Origin of the sequence: Cloacibacillus sp. An23, from assembly GCF_002159945.1 — a bacterium.
Classification (GTDB): Bacteria; Synergistota; Synergistia; order Synergistales; family Synergistaceae; genus Caccocola.
The window spans coordinates 59,214-74,622 of record NZ_NFJQ01000012.1; the positions used below are offsets into that span (position 1 = coordinate 59,214).

General features: G+C 59.7%; 14 protein-coding genes and 1 tRNA gene. All 15 read right to left on the minus strand.

Annotated features, from left to right (window positions below):
- Positions 1-66 precede the first annotated feature (66 nt).
- The 15 genes from B5F39_RS12225 to B5F39_RS12295 all read right to left on the minus strand — a co-directional run bounded on the left by B5F39_RS12225 (position 67) and on the right by B5F39_RS12295 (position 15,407).
- On the minus strand, positions 67-339 hold the full coding sequence (locus tag B5F39_RS12225) for an RNA-binding S4 domain-containing protein (RefSeq protein WP_087368103.1): 273 nt from the start codon (positions 337-339) through the stop codon (positions 67-69).
- Between the two features lie 107 nt (positions 340-446).
- A complete protein-coding gene (rpoD, locus tag B5F39_RS12230; RefSeq protein WP_239391248.1) occupies positions 447-1,784 on the minus strand; it encodes an RNA polymerase sigma factor RpoD in 1,338 nt (445 codons plus the stop codon).
- The gene (gene dnaG, locus B5F39_RS12235) at positions 1,781-3,529 is read right to left on the minus strand and encodes a DNA primase (protein ID WP_087368107.1); all 1,749 of its coding nucleotides are present in this window, start codon (positions 3,527-3,529) and stop codon (positions 1,781-1,783) included. The genes rpoD and dnaG overlap by 4 nt, the downstream gene beginning before the upstream one ends.
- A 97-nt stretch (positions 3,530-3,626) precedes the next feature.
- Positions 3,627-5,585 (minus strand): sodium-translocating pyrophosphatase, encoded by a 1,959-nt coding sequence (locus B5F39_RS12240; protein ID WP_087368109.1) that lies wholly within the window; start codon positions 5,583-5,585, stop codon positions 3,627-3,629.
- A gap of 134 nt (positions 5,586-5,719) precedes the next feature.
- Positions 5,720-6,361 carry a molybdopterin-guanine dinucleotide biosynthesis protein MobB gene (locus B5F39_RS12245; protein WP_239391251.1) on the minus strand — a complete coding sequence of 214 codons (642 nt, stop codon included), beginning with the start codon at positions 6,359-6,361 and terminating at the stop codon, positions 5,720-5,722.
- Positions 6,358-7,482 carry an AI-2E family transporter gene (locus B5F39_RS12250; protein ID WP_158096050.1) on the minus strand — a complete coding sequence of 375 codons (1,125 nt, stop codon included), beginning with the start codon at positions 7,480-7,482 and terminating at the stop codon, positions 6,358-6,360. Before B5F39_RS12250 ends, B5F39_RS12245 begins: the two co-directional genes overlap by 4 nt.
- A 154-nt stretch (positions 7,483-7,636) precedes the next feature.
- Positions 7,637-7,710: transfer RNA gene (locus tag B5F39_RS12255), tRNA-Cys, on the minus strand.
- Positions 7,711-7,957: 247 nt separating this feature from the next.
- On the minus strand, positions 7,958-8,566 hold the full coding sequence (locus tag B5F39_RS12260) for a recombinase family protein (RefSeq protein ID WP_087368115.1): 609 nt from the start codon (positions 8,564-8,566) through the stop codon (positions 7,958-7,960).
- A gap of 125 nt (positions 8,567-8,691) precedes the next feature.
- Positions 8,692-9,996 (minus strand): thymidine phosphorylase, encoded by a 1,305-nt coding sequence (locus tag B5F39_RS12265; protein ID WP_087368118.1) that lies wholly within the window; start codon positions 9,994-9,996, stop codon positions 8,692-8,694.
- Between the two features lie 2 nt (positions 9,997-9,998).
- Positions 9,999-10,823 (minus strand): purine-nucleoside phosphorylase, encoded by an 825-nt coding sequence (locus B5F39_RS12270; RefSeq protein ID WP_087368121.1) that lies wholly within the window; start codon positions 10,821-10,823, stop codon positions 9,999-10,001.
- Between the two features lie 15 nt (positions 10,824-10,838).
- Positions 10,839-11,744: a tyrosine-type recombinase/integrase gene (locus tag B5F39_RS12275; protein WP_087368124.1), complete on the minus strand. Its 906-nt coding sequence runs from the start codon at positions 11,742-11,744 to the stop codon at positions 10,839-10,841.
- Positions 11,741-12,304: an NUDIX hydrolase gene (locus B5F39_RS12280; protein WP_239391253.1), complete on the minus strand. Its 564-nt coding sequence runs from the start codon at positions 12,302-12,304 to the stop codon at positions 11,741-11,743. Before B5F39_RS12280 ends, B5F39_RS12275 begins: the two co-directional genes overlap by 4 nt.
- Positions 12,301-13,236 (minus strand): methionyl-tRNA formyltransferase, encoded by a 936-nt coding sequence (gene fmt, locus B5F39_RS12285; RefSeq protein WP_087368129.1) that lies wholly within the window; start codon positions 13,234-13,236, stop codon positions 12,301-12,303. Before fmt ends, B5F39_RS12280 begins: the two co-directional genes overlap by 4 nt.
- The gene (gene def, locus B5F39_RS12290) at positions 13,233-13,727 is read right to left on the minus strand and encodes a peptide deformylase (protein ID WP_087368132.1); all 495 of its coding nucleotides are present in this window, start codon (positions 13,725-13,727) and stop codon (positions 13,233-13,235) included. Before def ends, fmt begins: the two co-directional genes overlap by 4 nt.
- 111 nt (positions 13,728-13,838) lie before the next feature.
- The gene (locus B5F39_RS12295) at positions 13,839-15,407 is read right to left on the minus strand and encodes a S1 RNA-binding domain-containing protein (protein WP_087368135.1); all 1,569 of its coding nucleotides are present in this window, start codon (positions 15,405-15,407) and stop codon (positions 13,839-13,841) included.
- Between the last annotated feature and the right edge of the window lie 2 nt (positions 15,408-15,409).

The window sequence follows — 15,409 nt, forward strand, 5'->3', positions numbered from 1 at the left end:
TCCTCCTTTGTCGCGCCGCCCGGCGACGCAAGAGCCGCCGGCCCGCTTCCAAATTCTTTTATGAGTTTACCAGGGCCTTTCGTCCTGATTTACCTGCCTCTCATCAACGACGGTATAGGCCTGCGCCCCGCGCTTGAGCGCGGCCTCGTCGGCGCACTCGACCTTCACCGACAGAACGCGCCGTGGGTATGCTACTTCAAGCGAGTCGCCGTTTCTGACCTCGGCGGCGGGCTTGCACTGCCGCCCGTTCAGCCGAACGGCGCCGACTTCCGCCATTTCCTGAGCGACGGTCCTGCGTTTTATCAGCCGCGATAGCTTTAAGAACTTGTCCAGTCTCAATCAGACACCTCCGTAATGTTAAAAAGTATAATGCTTAACATTCCTCAGCGCAATAAACGGAGCTCCGTAAAAACAAAGAAACACCCGGCGAAGCCGGGTGTCGGATATTATTCAAGGAAGTCTTTCAGCTTTTTGCTGCGGCTCGGGTGGCGCAGTTTGCGGAGCGCCTTCGCCTCTATCTGCCTTATGCGTTCTCTCGTGACGCCGAAGCGGCGGCCAACCTCTTCGAGCGTATGAGCGTGCCCGTCCTCGAGGCCGAAACGCAGCCGCAGGACTTCTCTCTCCCTGTCGGTGAGGTCGTCGAGCATTTCGTCGAGCTGTTCGCGCAGTATCTGGCTCGCCGCAGCCTCTTCAGGGCTCGGCAGGTCTTTGTCCTCGAGGAAGTCGCCGAGCTGGCTGTCCTCCTCTTCGCCGATAGGAGTTTCGAGCGACACCGGCTCCTGCGCGATGCGCTGTATCTCCTCGACCCTGTCGGAGGGTATCTCCATGCCTGCGGCTATCTCTTCAGCAGTAGGTTCGCGTCCAAGCTTCTGCACGAGCTGGCGCGAGACGCGTATGAGCTTGTTGATGGTCTCGACCATGTGGACGGGAATGCGTATCGTGCGGGCCTGGTCGGCTATCGCGCGCGTTATGGCCTGGCGTATCCACCAGGTCGCATAGGTGCTGAACTTGTATCCCTTGTGATAGTCGAACTTCTCCACCGCGCGGATGAGGCCGAGGTTGCCCTCCTGTATGAGGTCGAGGAAGAGCATCCCGCGTCCGATGTATTTTTTAGCGATGCTGACGACCAGGCGCAGGTTCGCCTCGACCAGCGCGTCCTTGCACGACGCGTCGCCGGCCTCGACGCCCTTCGCTAGTTTTACCTCGTCCTCCGATGTCAGAAGCGGGATTTTGCCTATCTCGCGCAGGTACATGCGGACGGGGTCGGAAAGCGGAAGGTCCTCAAGGTCCCCCATATCGTCCGCGCCGGACGACGCGAGCACCGTTTCTCCCTCGGATGGATCGACCTTCGTCTTCGGCTCGTCGATTACGTCGACGCCGAGCTCCATAAGGTTCATGTATATGTTGTCGAGGATGTCCGCGGTGAGGAAATCCTTCGGCATTTTTTTCTCTATATCCTCGTAGGTAACGAAGCCCTTCTCTCGTCCCTCGTGGAGCAGGTCGCGCACGTTGTCTATGTAGGCGCTGTAATCCGTGCCGTCCTGGTCGTCTCCGGACGCGCTGTCGGAACCGTCGCCCTCGTCATCGTCGTCGATCGGCTCTATCACGTTGAGAAGGTCGGCGTCGTCCTCGATTGAATCGAGCTTGTCCATCCCCATCTCGCCGGGATAGCCGCCGTCCGCGGACATCGGCTCAGTCAAAGCTTCCGCGCTCATCGCGGCGTCTGCTGCAGAGGATTTTTCTTCAGGCATAATTTCGGCTGTCTTTTTTTTCGTTTTCTTCATGCCTTTATACTGCCTCCCTTTAGTAGTCTTGTGTAACGCAGATATTCTTTATACTCTTCATCTGTTATGCTGCCGTCTTTTATTTTTGAGACAAGCGGCGCTATATGCCGTTTTATAAATTTATGCCGCAGCTCGTCTATCAGCCTGTAGGCCGTGCCGCGGGTGATGCCCTCGCGCGCGAGCAGGCCGTTGCCTCTCGCTATTATCCTCATGCCGGTTTCATCGTTCATCTGCTGCCAGCGTCTTTCAAGAGCCTCCGGCTCGTCGCCGGAAAGTATGGCGAAAATCACGGAGCGCACCCTTTCGTCGGAAACGTAGAGCGCGATGTTGCTCATGTCGCACGAGGCGCGCATCTCCTCGTCGTTCCAGAGGAGGCTGCATATCATATATTCCAGATCGTCGCCGTAAGTCTCGGCTCGTTCCGGCTCTGGCGGAGCCGCAGCCTGTGTTTCCTGCAAGCTTCTTTCGGGCGCTGTACGCCTGCCGCCGCGCCTGGCGTCTATAAGCGCTTTAACCTCGTGCGGGAAAAGACCCAGCGCTTCGCTCAGCTCGTCTATGTACGGAGCCACGTCGAATACGGAAAGGGACGCGAGACCGTCCAAGAGGTCGTTTCGCGCCTCAGGCGCGCGTTCCGGATCTTTGAGCGCTCCGCTCCGCAGCCGAACGTGGTAGAGCGGCAGCGGCAGCGCCTCGTTTATAGATTTTTCAAAAAGCTCCGGCCCCTCGGGCAGAAGAAGCAGCTCGTCTGGGTCCTTGCCGCCGCTCCACACGGCGCGCTTCGCCGTCACGCCCTCCGCCTGCAGTATGTACATCGCCCGGAGCGCGGCTTCTTCACCGGCAGAATCAGAATCATAGCACACATAGCACAGTCCCGTCATCCTTTTTATAAGCGACGCCTGAACGGAGGTGAGAGCAGTGCCCAAGGATGCGACGGTGTTCGTGAATCCGCACATATGCGCCCTGATGGCGTCCATGTAGCCTTCGACGAGTATGGCGCTCCCTTTGGAGGAAATTTCTGGCTTCGCCTTGTTCAGCAGGTAAAGGTTGTGTCGTTTGTTAAAAACGCGGCTTTCTGGGCTGTTCATATATTTGGCTCCGTCGCCGTCGAGTATGCGGCCGCCGAAGCCGACGACGCGCCCGGTTATGCTGTATATAGGGAACATGACCCTTCCGCGGAATCTGTCGTAGCACCCGCCGCTGCGCCCTACGAGCGCAAGTCCGCCCTCGACCGCCTGTTCGGCGGATATCCCCCTGCGCTTCAGGCTTCGCAGAAGCGAGTCCCAAGAGGTAGGCGCCCAGCCTATCTCGAAACGAACGGCGTCCGAGTGGGATATAGAGCGTCGCTCGAGGTATTTTCTCGCGGGCTCGCCTTCCGGCGCGTTCAGCGACTCCATGAAAAATTCGAGAGCGGCTCTGTTGACGTCCGTCTTTGCGCGGCGCTCCGGCGAGGAGCCGTGGGTAGCAGACAGCGTGACGCCGGCTTTTTCGGCAAGCCGCTCGAGAGCCTCCCTAAAACCGAGGTGTTCGCGCTCCATAATGAACGAAAATATGTCTCCGCCTTTGCCGCAGCCGAAGCAGTGAAAGGTCTGGCGGTCCGGCGAGACGCAGAAGGAGGGCGTTTTCTCGTTATGGAAGGGACAGCAGCCCCAATAGTTCTGTCCCTGCTTCTTGAGCTGAACGGATTCGGAGACGACGTCGACGATATCAAGCTTTGATTTTATTTCACGGACATCGTCCGACGCCATACTCAAGCCCCCAGTGCTTAAAAACAAGAAAATCAGAGGGAGAGCTTTACTCTCCCTCTAATCTATTATCACAGACTGCCTTGAATTTGTGGCGCTGTTACAGCGCGAAAAGAGGAGCCAAAACGGTGGCGACGACGGACATAAGCTTGATGAGTATGTTGAGGCTCGGTCCAGCCGTATCCTTGAAGGGGTCGCCGACAGTGTCGCCGACTACCGCCGCCGCGTGCGCCGGGGTGCCCTTGCCGCCGAAGTTTCCGCTTTCGATGTATTTCTTGCCGTTGTCCCAGGCTCCGCCCGCGTTGGACATGAATATAGCCATCATGACGCCGGTGACTATGGAACCGCCGAGCATTCCGCCGAGAGCAGGAGCTCCGAGAACGAGGCCTACCACTATCGGAGCGAGGACCGCCATGAGACCGGGGACTATCATTTCGCGGAGTGCCGCGGCCGTGGAGATATCGACGCAGCGCTCATACTCCGGGCGTCCAGTGCCTTCCATGATTCCGGGGATCTCTCTGAACTGGCGTCTGACTTCTTCGATCATTCTCTCAGCGGCGCGGCTTACGGCCTGGATGGAGAGGGCGCTGAAGAGGAAGGGCAGGAGTCCGCCGATGAAGAGGCCGACCATGACGTAGGGGTCTTTAAGGTCTATCGTGGTGAGGTTGGTCGCTTCGGCGTAAGCGACGAAGAGGGCGAGAGCCGTAAGGGCCGCGGAACCGATCGCAAGCCCCTTGCCGACCGCGGCGGTGGTGTTGCCGACCGCGTCGAGGTTGTCGGTGATTTCTCTGACTTCATGGGGAAGCTCCGCCATTTCGGCGATGCCGCCGGCGTTGTCGGCTATCGGGCCGTAGGCGTCGACGGAGAGGGCCATGCCGGTGATCGCGAGCATTCCGACCGCGGAGCAGGCGATGCCGTAGAGTCCGCCGAAAGCGTATCCGGCTATCGTAGCGACGCAGACGAGTATGACGGGGATGGCAGTCGATTTCATTCCGACGCCGAGGCCGGCGAGGATATTGGTCGCGGCTCCGGTCTCGGAGGCTGCGGCTATCTCTTTGACGCTGCCGTAGTCGCCGGAGGTGTAATATTCAGTCGCCGCGCCTATCAGCAGGCCGCAGATGACGCCGGAAATGACAGCGACGAAGAGCGTCAGGTCGCCGAACATCCAGTTCGTAAGGAAGTAAGCGCCGATTATCATGAAGAGTCCGGTCGAGCCGAGCCCTATCCTGAGCGCTTTCGCGGGGTCTCCGCCTTCCTTGACTCTGACGAAGAACGTGCCGAGTATCGAGGATATGATTCCTATAGCGGAGAGAAGAAGCGGATAAAGGACTCCGCCCTCGTCCACCGCTATGGCTCCTATAGCCATAGCTGCGATTATAGAGTTGACGTACGATTCAAAGAGGTCGGCTCCCATGCCGGCGATGTCGCCGACGTTGTCTCCGACGTTGTCGGCTATGACGGCCGGGTTGCGCGGGTCGTCCTCGGGGATGCCCGCTTCGACCTTACCGACGAGGTCGGCTCCGACGTCCGCAGCCTTGGTGTAGATACCGCCGCCGACGCGCGCGAAGAGCGCTATCGAGCTGGCTCCGAATCCGAAGGCGGTGACGAGGTTGGCGTCTCTGAAGATGTAATACATGACGACGACACCGAGAAGCCCGACGCCGACGACCGTCATTCCCATGACGCTGCCGCCGGTGAAGGCGATCTTAAGAGCGCCGTTCATGCCGTGGGTGGCCGCGTAGGCCGTCTTGCCGTTGGACTTGGTAGCCACGCGCATTCCGACGTACCCGGTGAGGGCGCTGCAAATGGCTCCGCAGACGAAGCAGACGGCGCTGGCCGGGTCAATTTTCCACGCAAGTAGAGCGCCGACGATGATTACAAACGGTATCAAGGCTTTGTATTCTCTGTAGAGGAAGGCCATGGCTCCCCCCTGAATGATGCCGGACAGCTCATTCACACGCGCGTGATCGACCTTGAACGCGCTTATCTTGCCGGATGCGTACGCAGCGTATGCCAGCGCAAGCGCCCCGACCACTCCCGTTAACAACAGCATATTCATCTCTGAATTGCCCCCTTGAAGGTTTTAATTATGCTTTCGGCTTCATCCTGAGCCGGTAAGCAATTATATCGTTTGTGAACGCATTTATCAACTGCCAAAAAGACGATTGAGACGAGACTGCGGCGAAAGAAATTCTATTTTTTGATTTTACCGTCGATATACACGCGGACATTTTCGCCGCCGCTCTCTCCGCCTTTCAGCGCAGAGAGCATTCCCAGCACGCCGCCGCGTATGAAGTCGGCTATGAAATCCTTCATCGGAAGCGGCCTGTCCCCTATATAAATCTTCGCGCTGCGATAGGAGCCTCCGCGCACGGCCGCGGCCAAACGGCGCGCCATCTCCGGCTCGTCGCCCGCGCCGAAGCGAAGTTTCCCGTCGCCCGGCGCGCGTCTGTCGTAAACCATAAAGACGCCCTTCACCGAGTCAGGGCGGCTTTCGCCGCTTTCGACCCATATTTTCGGAACTTCAAGATATTTCCCGCCCTCCAGCAGCACCACCTCGGCGTCTGGGAAATAACGCGACGCCACGGCCTCAGGCGAAATTTCGCCGGCACGGCGCTCCTCGACCGACAGGCCGTCGCTTCCCCAAAGCGCGGCGCGCACGCCGAGCGACAATGCGCGTCCGCTGTCCGTGCCGCATGGGGAAAGGACGGATTCGGAGGTCCGCTTTATATATCCAGTCTCCACGCCCAGACGCGCAAGCTCCTCAAGCAGTTTCATGCAGAGCGTCGTCTTTCCGCTGTCTTTAAAGCCGGAAACCGCGAATATGCGAATCATTTATGGTCACCGTCCAAAATAGAATCCCAGTCGGAGCTCTTTACGATGTTGTGATAAATATCAAGCAGGAACATCCCGAGCGATAGAAGCAGCGGACCGACGAAGACGCCTATGAAGCCCCAGGCGTAGAGACCGCCGAAGAGGCCGATGAAGACCAGCAGCATGTGTATCTTGCTGCCCTCGGATATGAACATAGGCTTTATGACGTTGTCTATCGAGCTGACCACGAGCAGCCCCCAAAGCAGCAGGATCACGCTGTTCGTCACGTCTTCGGAAAAAAGCAGCACGATTGCGCCGGGCAGCCAGATAGCAGGCGTGCCTACGAACGGTATCATCGCCGTCATGAACATGCAGAAGCCGAAAAAGACGGGATGAGGCAGTCCGACGAACCACCATCCCGCTCCGCCGAGCACGCCCTGCACAGCCGCAGTCATGATTATCCCGCAGACCACCGCGCGCAGCATCACGGCCGTCCTCCTGATGAACCCGTTCCTCTCTTCAGACTTTAGCGGAAGAAGCTCGGAGGCGTAGCGTATCATCGCCTCGCCGTCACGTACGAGAAAGAACGACGTGATGGCCACGATAAGCATGAGAAAGAGAACTTTCAATATGCTTTCGAATATCTGGCTGGAAATCGTGCGCAGGAAGCGCGTAACGAGCTGCGCGCCGTTTCGCACGATGGCGTCGAGGATCGGCAGCTCTGTAATGAGGTCGAGCTCGTTCACAAAGCTCCCGAAGATCGGCACGCTTTTTATCATGGCTACGATGTCCTGATAAGAACCGGAAATGAGGCCGCTTTCCAGGATGTGGCGGCTTATCCGTATACCCTCGCGCGTCACGAACATTGTGAGCAGCAGAAGCGGTATAGCGATAAATACGAGGATCACGCCAGTACTGATAGCAGCGGCGACGTTTTTATATTTTCCCTTGAGAAGCCTGTGATAGAGAAATTTATACAGCGGGTGCGCGAAGTACGAAAACAGTATGGACCACACCAGCGGTATCGCGAGCGGTTTTATGATATACCAAGAGATGACTGCGAAGAACAAGAGCAGCAGCACGAAGGGGATGACGCTCGAACGTATCTTTTTTACCGCAAGCACATATCTTTTATCGGGCATCGAAAGCTCCTCCATACATAGCCGCCGGCGCCTGCGCCGCGTACTGTCTATGCCAAAATGCTAACAGTCAAGCCGTTTATAGTCAAATAACTTTTTCCCGGTCGAAATAAAGATATAAAAAATCCCCCGCCGTGCGAGGGATAATTCTTCAAGTTGGAGGCGGCACCCAGACTCGAACTGGGGATGAAGGATTTGCAGTCCTCTGCCTTACCACTTGGCTATGCCGCCTTGACGCAGGAAAGTATAGCAAGCGGCGGCCGATGTGTCAAGGAAGCGCGTTTGATTCGCGTTTGTGTTTTTTTAACATGCAGCTGGGCCGCCGGCTGAGACAGGCGGCGGGATCCGCGCGCTCAGGCCGCGCGCCGTTATGGGCCGTTAGGGATAAGCGCACGCGCCGCGCGGAAGCGCGTGCCCCGCGTCACGCGGGGGCGCCGCCGCGCCGCGCGCCACGGACGGCGCGCAGAGCTTCGTTCTGTCAGGCCGGCTGTTCGAGCGGCGTCTCTGACGCCCAGCGCTTGAAGGTCATGTGGTCCACCCTGAGGCGGCGCGCCGCTTCGCGCGCGGAGATGGCGCCGCTCTTCCATTCGGCTTTCAGGCTTTCGAATTCTCTCGGGCGCTCTTTCGGCCTGCGCCCGAGGTTGACGCCGCGTTCACGCGCCGCGGCTATTCCCTCGGCCTGGCGCTGGCGGATGAAGTTGCGTTCCGTCTCAGCGACGTAGCTCAGGAGCTGCAGCACGATGTCGGCGACGACTACGCCGGTCAGGTCGAGGCTCTGCCTCGTGTCGAGAAGCGGCATGTCGATGACGACGATAGACACCTGCTTCTTCCGCGTGAGCATACGCCACTGCTCGAGGATCTCCGCGTAGTTGCGTCCGAGTCTGTCTATGCTTTTGACTACGAGCGTGTCCCCGCGCCGCAGCTTGCGCACGAGTCTTTTGTAGCCGCTTCGCTCAAAGTCCTTGCCGGACTGGCGGTCGAGTATGATGTTTTCTGTCGGGACGCCGTATGCCAGCATCGCGGCGAGTTGACGGTCCTCGTTCTGTTCTTTCGTCGAGACCCTGATGTAGGCGTACTTTTTGCACATTTTCCGGTCCTCCCTGTGAGAAATGTGCTTTCTATTATGTTTATGCCGGCGCGGGAATGAATATCGAAAGCAGTAAAAAGGCGGCCCCGGCATTGTGAGCCGAAAGCCGCCGCGCGGTTCCGCCGTCAGTATATGACGTCTATGACGAGCTTAGGCTTCTCGGCCGTCTCGGATACCTTCCAGCAGCCGTCGAGACAGGCGAGGGCCTCAGGCAGCTTCGTATCGTCTTTGCAGTATATCTCAATCAGCGGCGAGCCTTTTTCGACGCGGCCGCCTATCTTCGCCGCAAGGCGTATCGCGGCGGAGTGGTCTATCGCGTCGCCGAGCTTCATCCTTCCGCCGCCGAGGGCGCGCAGCGCTTCGCCCACCGGACGCGCGTGAAGCTCGGAGAGCACTCCGTCCCGTCCGCTTTTTATCACGGCGGCCTTCGGCGCGCGCGGCAGTATGTCTAGCGGCCTGTCTACGACGGCTGCATCGCCGCCCTGCGCCGCTATAATTTCCGCAAGCTTGTCGAGCGCCCTGCCGCTTTCTATGGCGCCGGCGGCGAGAGCGGCTCCCTCTTCTTTATCCTTTGCGACGCCTGAGGCTTCCAGCATCAGCGCGCAGAGCTCCACGCACAGCTCCGTCGTGTCGGCGGGGCCGCGTCCGCGCAGCACTTCGACCGCTTCATAGACTTCAGCCGCGTTGCCTACCCATTCGCCTAACGGCTGCTCCATGCCGGTTATCACGGCCGCCGCTTTTTTCCCGAATTTTTTGGAGAGGGCGACGAGCTCCTTCGCGAGCGCGCGGGCCTCAGCCTCCGTCTCCATGAAGGCTCCTCCGCCGCATTTTACGTCGAAGACGAAACCGGACGCTCCGCCGACGAGTTTTTTGCTTATTATGCTCGAGGCTACGAGCTGCACGGACGGGACGGTGCCCGTCACGTCGCGCAGAGAGTAGAATTTTCCCTCTGCCGGCGCAAGGCGCAGCGAGTGTCCAGATATGGCGCAGCCTATTTTTTTCATCTGCGACGAAAATTCTTCCGGCGTCAGGTGCATACGCATTCCCGGGATGGATTCGAACTTGTCCACCGTTCCTCCGGTGAAGCCGAGGCCTGGCCCGGACAGCTTTGAAAGGCGCGCTCCGCAGGCCGCGGCGAGCGGCAGCAGGACGAGCGTCGTCTTGTCCCCCACCCCTCCTGTGCTGTGCTTGTCCACTACGTGCAGCTCGGGCGGGAAGGAGTATCTGTCGCCGGAATCGGCGAGCGCCTCGGTGAAGGATACTAGCTCGCCTTCGTCCAATCCGCGGAAGTAGACCGCCATAAGCCACGCCGCGCTCTGATAATCCGGCACGGAGCCGTCCATCACGCCGCGGACGAAGCTCTGCAGCTCTTCGCGCGAATGGCTGCCGCCGTCGCGCTTTTTTTCTATGAAGTCTATCATGCTGAGCATTTTTACAGCTCGGCCTCCGACAGGAAGCGTTCAACGAGGCGCGCGACGCCGCCGCTGCATTTCACCATTATGTCGAGTACGTCCTCCTGCGTGAGCTTGTCGCTCGTGATGCCGGCGGCGTAGTTCGCGGCGCAGGATATGCCGAGGACACGTATCCCCATGTGATTCGCAGTCAGAACCTCAGGGACGGTGGACATGCCTACCATGTCCGCGCCTAGTATGCGCGCCATGCGCACCTCGGCGGGAGTCTCGAATGACGGCCCGCTGAAGGCTATGTAGACACCTTTTTTAAGCGTTATGTTTTCTTCACTCGCCGCACGTTCCAGAACCGATATGAATTTCTTGTCGTACGCCTCGCTCATGTCGGGGAAGCGCACGCCCCATTCGTCGTTGTTGACGCCGGCGAGCGGGTTGACGCCCATGAAGTTGATGTGGTCCTCTATCGCCGCTATCGTGCCGGGCGTAAAGTCCGCGTTTATGCCGCCGGAGGCGTTCGTCGCGACGAGAGCGCGGACGCCGAGGCAGCCGAGCACGCGCGTCGGGAATGTTACCTCCTGCATGTTGTAGCCCTCGTAATAATGTACGCGCCCCTGCATGACTGCGACGCGCTTTCCGCCGAGGCGGCCGAGGACGAGCCGTCCCGCGTGGCCCGGCGCGGTCGAGTGGGGCCAGTACGGTATTTCGCCGTAAGGAATGACCTCGGCCTCGTCTACGCGTTCCGCTATGCTGCCGAGTCCGGAGCCGAGTATCACGGCGGCCTCCGGCCTTACGGAGCTCTTTTTTTCGATGAATTTCAGCGCTTCGTTGACTTTGTCCCAGTAATACATCGCGTCTCCTCCTTTTTATTTCGCGCGCGGATGGTATTTGTCGTAATAGTCGCGCAGGTTTAAGTCGAGATGGGTATATTTTTCTGTGGTCGTTATGGAGCTGTGTCCCAGAAGCTCCTGGAGCGTCCTCTGATCCATTCCGCCGCGCAGCAGGTGCGTGGCGAAGGTGTGGCGCAGCACGTGCGGATGGAGCCTTTTCGCCGGGACTCCCGCCGCGAGGCCGCGCTTGTGCAGGATGACCCACAGCGTCTCGCGGTGGAGCTGCCGCCCGCTGCGCGAGAGGAAAAGCCACTCCGCACCTTTCTTGTCCAGCGCAGGGCGGTATTCGCGTATATATTCGTCCACGACGCGGCGCACGGCTCCGATGTACGGTATCACGCGCTCCTTGTCGCCTTTGCCGCGCGCGTATAATATGCCGCCGCCGGGGTCTAGGTCGCGGAGCCTCAGTCCGCACAGCTCCGAGGCGCGCATTCCGGCTCCGTAGGCCAGCTCTATGTAGGCGCGGTCGCGCTTGCCGAGCGGAGTGCCGTCCTCGCAGGCGTTTATTATTCTCTGGATTTCGTTCTCGTTGAGGATTTCCGGAAGCTTTTCCTCGCGCGCGCCGAGCGGCACGAGGCGCGGGGCCTTGTCGGTAACCCCGTCGTATTGGAGAAACTTGGCGAATGAGCGCAGCACCGCGCCGAGGCGGTGGAGGGAGCTTTTTTTGCGTCCCTCTATACCGGCCTCCATCAGGAAGCGCGAAACCGCGTCCGGCGCGACGTCGAGCGGGTCGCGCGAATTACGCGAGCACCACGCCGTCCATATGGCGAGGTCGGAGAGATAGGCGCGTTTCGTGTTTTCGCTGCAGGCGCGCTCGAGCTTTATGTAGTCGCCGAAACGTTCGGCGGTCCTTTCAACTTCCCCGCTTCCGCTCGGGTTCATCTTCCGCCCCGTCGCGCCGCCAGCCAGTAATAGGCGGCGAGGGTCTTTCCGTCGCGTATCGCGCCGCTGCGCACGAGCACGTCGAGCTCGTCGGGAAGAAAACGGCGCACCTTGATATATTCGTCCTCGTCCTCCGGAAGCTTCGATGCGGCAAGTTCGGCGGCGTAATAGAGCGTTATCTTCTCAGTTGTGAAACCGGGCGAAGAATACATCTCGGCTATTTTTTCAAGACGCCCCGGCCTGAGCCCTATCTCTTCCTGGAGCTCGCGCGCAGCCGTGCAGGCTGGATCTTCGCCGTCTTCGACGAGCCCGGCGGGAATTTCGTATATCTCAGCGTCTATCGCGTGGCGGTACTGCTTCACGAGATAGACGCCGCCGTCGGCGTCCTCGGCGAGCATCGCGACGGCCGGCCTGTGAAGCACGACTTCGCGTATTTTTTCCGAGCCGGATGGGAATTTGACCGTATCGACCCGGACGTCTATGATGCGCCCCTTATATGGAAATTCGCTTTTTACTATGTTGCGCAGCGGGTTCTTCGTCTCTTCCATTTTTATAGTCACTCCTGTTCGAGGCTTTCGCCCTCGTTCACGCGCAGGCCGCGCGCCCAGTCTTCGGCGCGCTGCGGCTTCTTGCCCTCGGGCTGCACCTCGGCGAGACGGAGAGCTCCTTCGCCGCAATAGACGCACGGCGCTCCGCCGTTCGTGAAGTAGGCGCCGGGCGCTCCGGAACCGGCGGCCGCTTCCGCCCTGTATATGCGGAGCCTCTTGCCGCGCACCATGCAGAAGACTCCGGGAGCCGCTCCGATGCCGCGGATTTTGTCCGCTATCCGGCGCGCCGGCTCGTTCCAGTCTATTCTGCCTTCGACCTTCTCTATCTTAGGAGCGTACGTCGCCACCGCGTCGTCCTGCGGCGTGAAGCGCCATTCCTCGGGCGGCACGTCGCAGAGGTAGTGAAGCAGAGTCTCCGAGCCGAGGCGCGCGGCCTTCTCCGCAAGCGACGCGAAGTCGTCCTCAGGCGCGATCTCAAGCTCCGGCTGCGCGAGTATCGGGCCGGAGTCCATACCGGCGTCGAGGCGGAATACTGAAACAGCCGTGCTCGTCCGTCCGTCCATCAAAACGCGCTGAAGCGGCGCGGAACCGCGGTATTCAGGAAGCTTCGAAGGATGGATGTTGAGACAGCCGTACCTCGCGGCCGAGAGCAGCGGCTCTTTTATAATATGTCCGAAGTCTATGACCAGCATCACGTCGGGAGCGTTCGCCATTATCCATTCGACGCGCTCCGCGTCGGCGGAAAGACGCTCCGTCGTATAGGCCGGGATGCCAAGTTTCTGCGCGAGCTCCCACACGGGCGTGCTGCGCATCGCCAAGCCGCGCCCGGCGGCCTTCGGAGCGTTTGTCAGCACCCATTCCGGGCGGAAGCGCACGCTTATCAGCTCGAGGCATCGCGCAGCGAAGCGCCCCGAGCCGAGGAACGCCGCCGTGATATTACTCATTTTTCTTCGGACGCGCGGCGCGCGATTTTTTTCTTCATGAACTGACGTTTGAGCGGCGATACGCGGTCTATCAGCAGCCGCCCGTTCAAGTGGTCTATCTCGTGCGAGAATACGCAGGCGATGAAGCCTTCCAGCTCCCGCGTGACGGTCTCGCCGTTCTCGTCGGCGTATTCGACCGTCATGCGCTCAGGCGACTCGACCTTCTCGTATATGCCCGGGAAGCTGAGACAGCCTTCCTCGTTTACTACGGAGCCTTCGGCGGAAAGCACCTTCGGGTTCACGAGCACATACTTGTCGTCCTTGTAGTCGATGACTATTACCTTCTTCGACACCCCGACCTGCGGGGCGGCGAGCCCTATGCCGTCGTTCGCGTACATCGTATCCCACATGTCCGCGACGAGCGTCTTCAGCTCGCCGTCGAAGACGGTCACCTCCTCCGTCTCCTCGCGGAGCACCGGGTTTGGATAAACACATATCGTCCTAAGGGCCATAAATTGACCTCCCGTCTCATTTTTCCGTTTCAGCGATATTCTAACGTAAAAAGCGCCCGCGCTCAAGGTAACTGGCGCGGGCGCTGATTTTCGAGGCTTTATGCCTTTATGCTAGGCGTCTTCCCTTTCGCGGTTCTTGAGGAAGTCGCCGAGCGTGAAGTTCATCTCTTCCTGCGGGAGCTGGCTGTTGGAGCTCTCCTGTCTCCTGCGGTCGTCGGGGCGGCGGCGGCGCGGACGCTCGTCGCGTCTCGGCTGGTCGTCCATCTGGGCGAAGCGGTCGCGCTGCTCGTCGCGCGGCGCGCGCTTCACAGGCTCCTCGTGCGCGGGACGGAGGCTGAGGCGGATGCGGCGCTCGGTCGGGTTGACCTCAAGCACGCGGGCCGTGACTTCCTGTCCCTCGGTGAGGACGTCTCTCGGGTTCTCGACTCTCTGGTTCGAGAGCTGCGAGATGTGGATGAGCCCCTCGACGCCTTCCTCAAGCTCGACGAACGCGCCGAAGTCGGCGATACGGACTACCTTCACGGGAACTTCGGCGTCCTTCTGGTATTTCTCGGCGGCGTTCTTCCACGGGTCGTGGAGCTGCTTGTAGCCGAGGCTGATGCGCTTGCGGTCCTTATCCACGTCTATGATAGAGACTTCGACCTTCTGGCCCTTCTTGAGCACCTCTTTCGGGTGCTTGATGCGGGTCCAGCTGAGGTCGCCGATGTGGATGAGTCCTTCCACGCCGGGTTCTATTTCAACAAAAGCTCCGAAGTCTGTCAGGTTGGTGACGGTGCCTTCCGTCGTCTTTCCGGGCGTCCAGCGCTCGGCGACGGTCGTCCACGGATCGTCGAGGGTCTGGCGGATCGAGAGGGAGACGCGGTTGTTCTCCGTGTCGATGCCGATGACCTTGACTTTCACATGGTCGCCCTTGGCGACGATGTCTTTCGGCTTCGCGTTGCGCTGCCACGCGAGCTCGCTGATATGGACGAGGCCTTCCATCGCCCCGAGGTTGACGAAAACGCCGAAGGAAGTGATGCTGCTGACGTCGCCCTCAAGGACGTCGCCCTCGTGGACCTGCTCGTAGAAGGCCTGGCGCGTCTTTGAGAGTTCTTCTTCGATGAGGCTGCGGCGCGAGAAAACGAGGCGGCGTTTTCTGCGGTCTTTTTCAATGAGCTTGACGGGGAATTCCTGTCCGACGAGATTGCCGGGGTTCACTCCGCGTCCTTCCTGCGTGAGGTGGGAGATGGGGATGAAGCCCTCTATCCCGCAGCAGTTTACTATGAGCCCGCCCTTTACCTTGCGAAGCCCCTTGACGTTGATCGTCTCGTTGTTTTCCGCCTCTTCTTCGAGCTTATTCCAGCGCTCGTCAAATTCGCAGCGCCAGCGCGAGAGCCCGAGCTGGGCGTCCTCCCCCTGGCCGATGTTCGTTATCTGTACGCGGACTTTGTCGCCGTTAACGGGCTCGAGGGTCTCCTCCACGAGCACGCGGTGGGTCCACTCTTTGCGCGGGAGGAATCCCTCGCACTTGTAGCCCACGTCTACGAGCCAGCCGTCCTCCTGTGTATCGACGACTGTCCCCTCGACGACCTTGCCGCGGTGGAAATCGCCCATCACATCGTACTGCTGCATCATTTCTTCCATCGTTTCTTCTTTTTCCTGCGTTTCGATTACGTCTTCGTTGTGAAGCTCGTCAACCATAC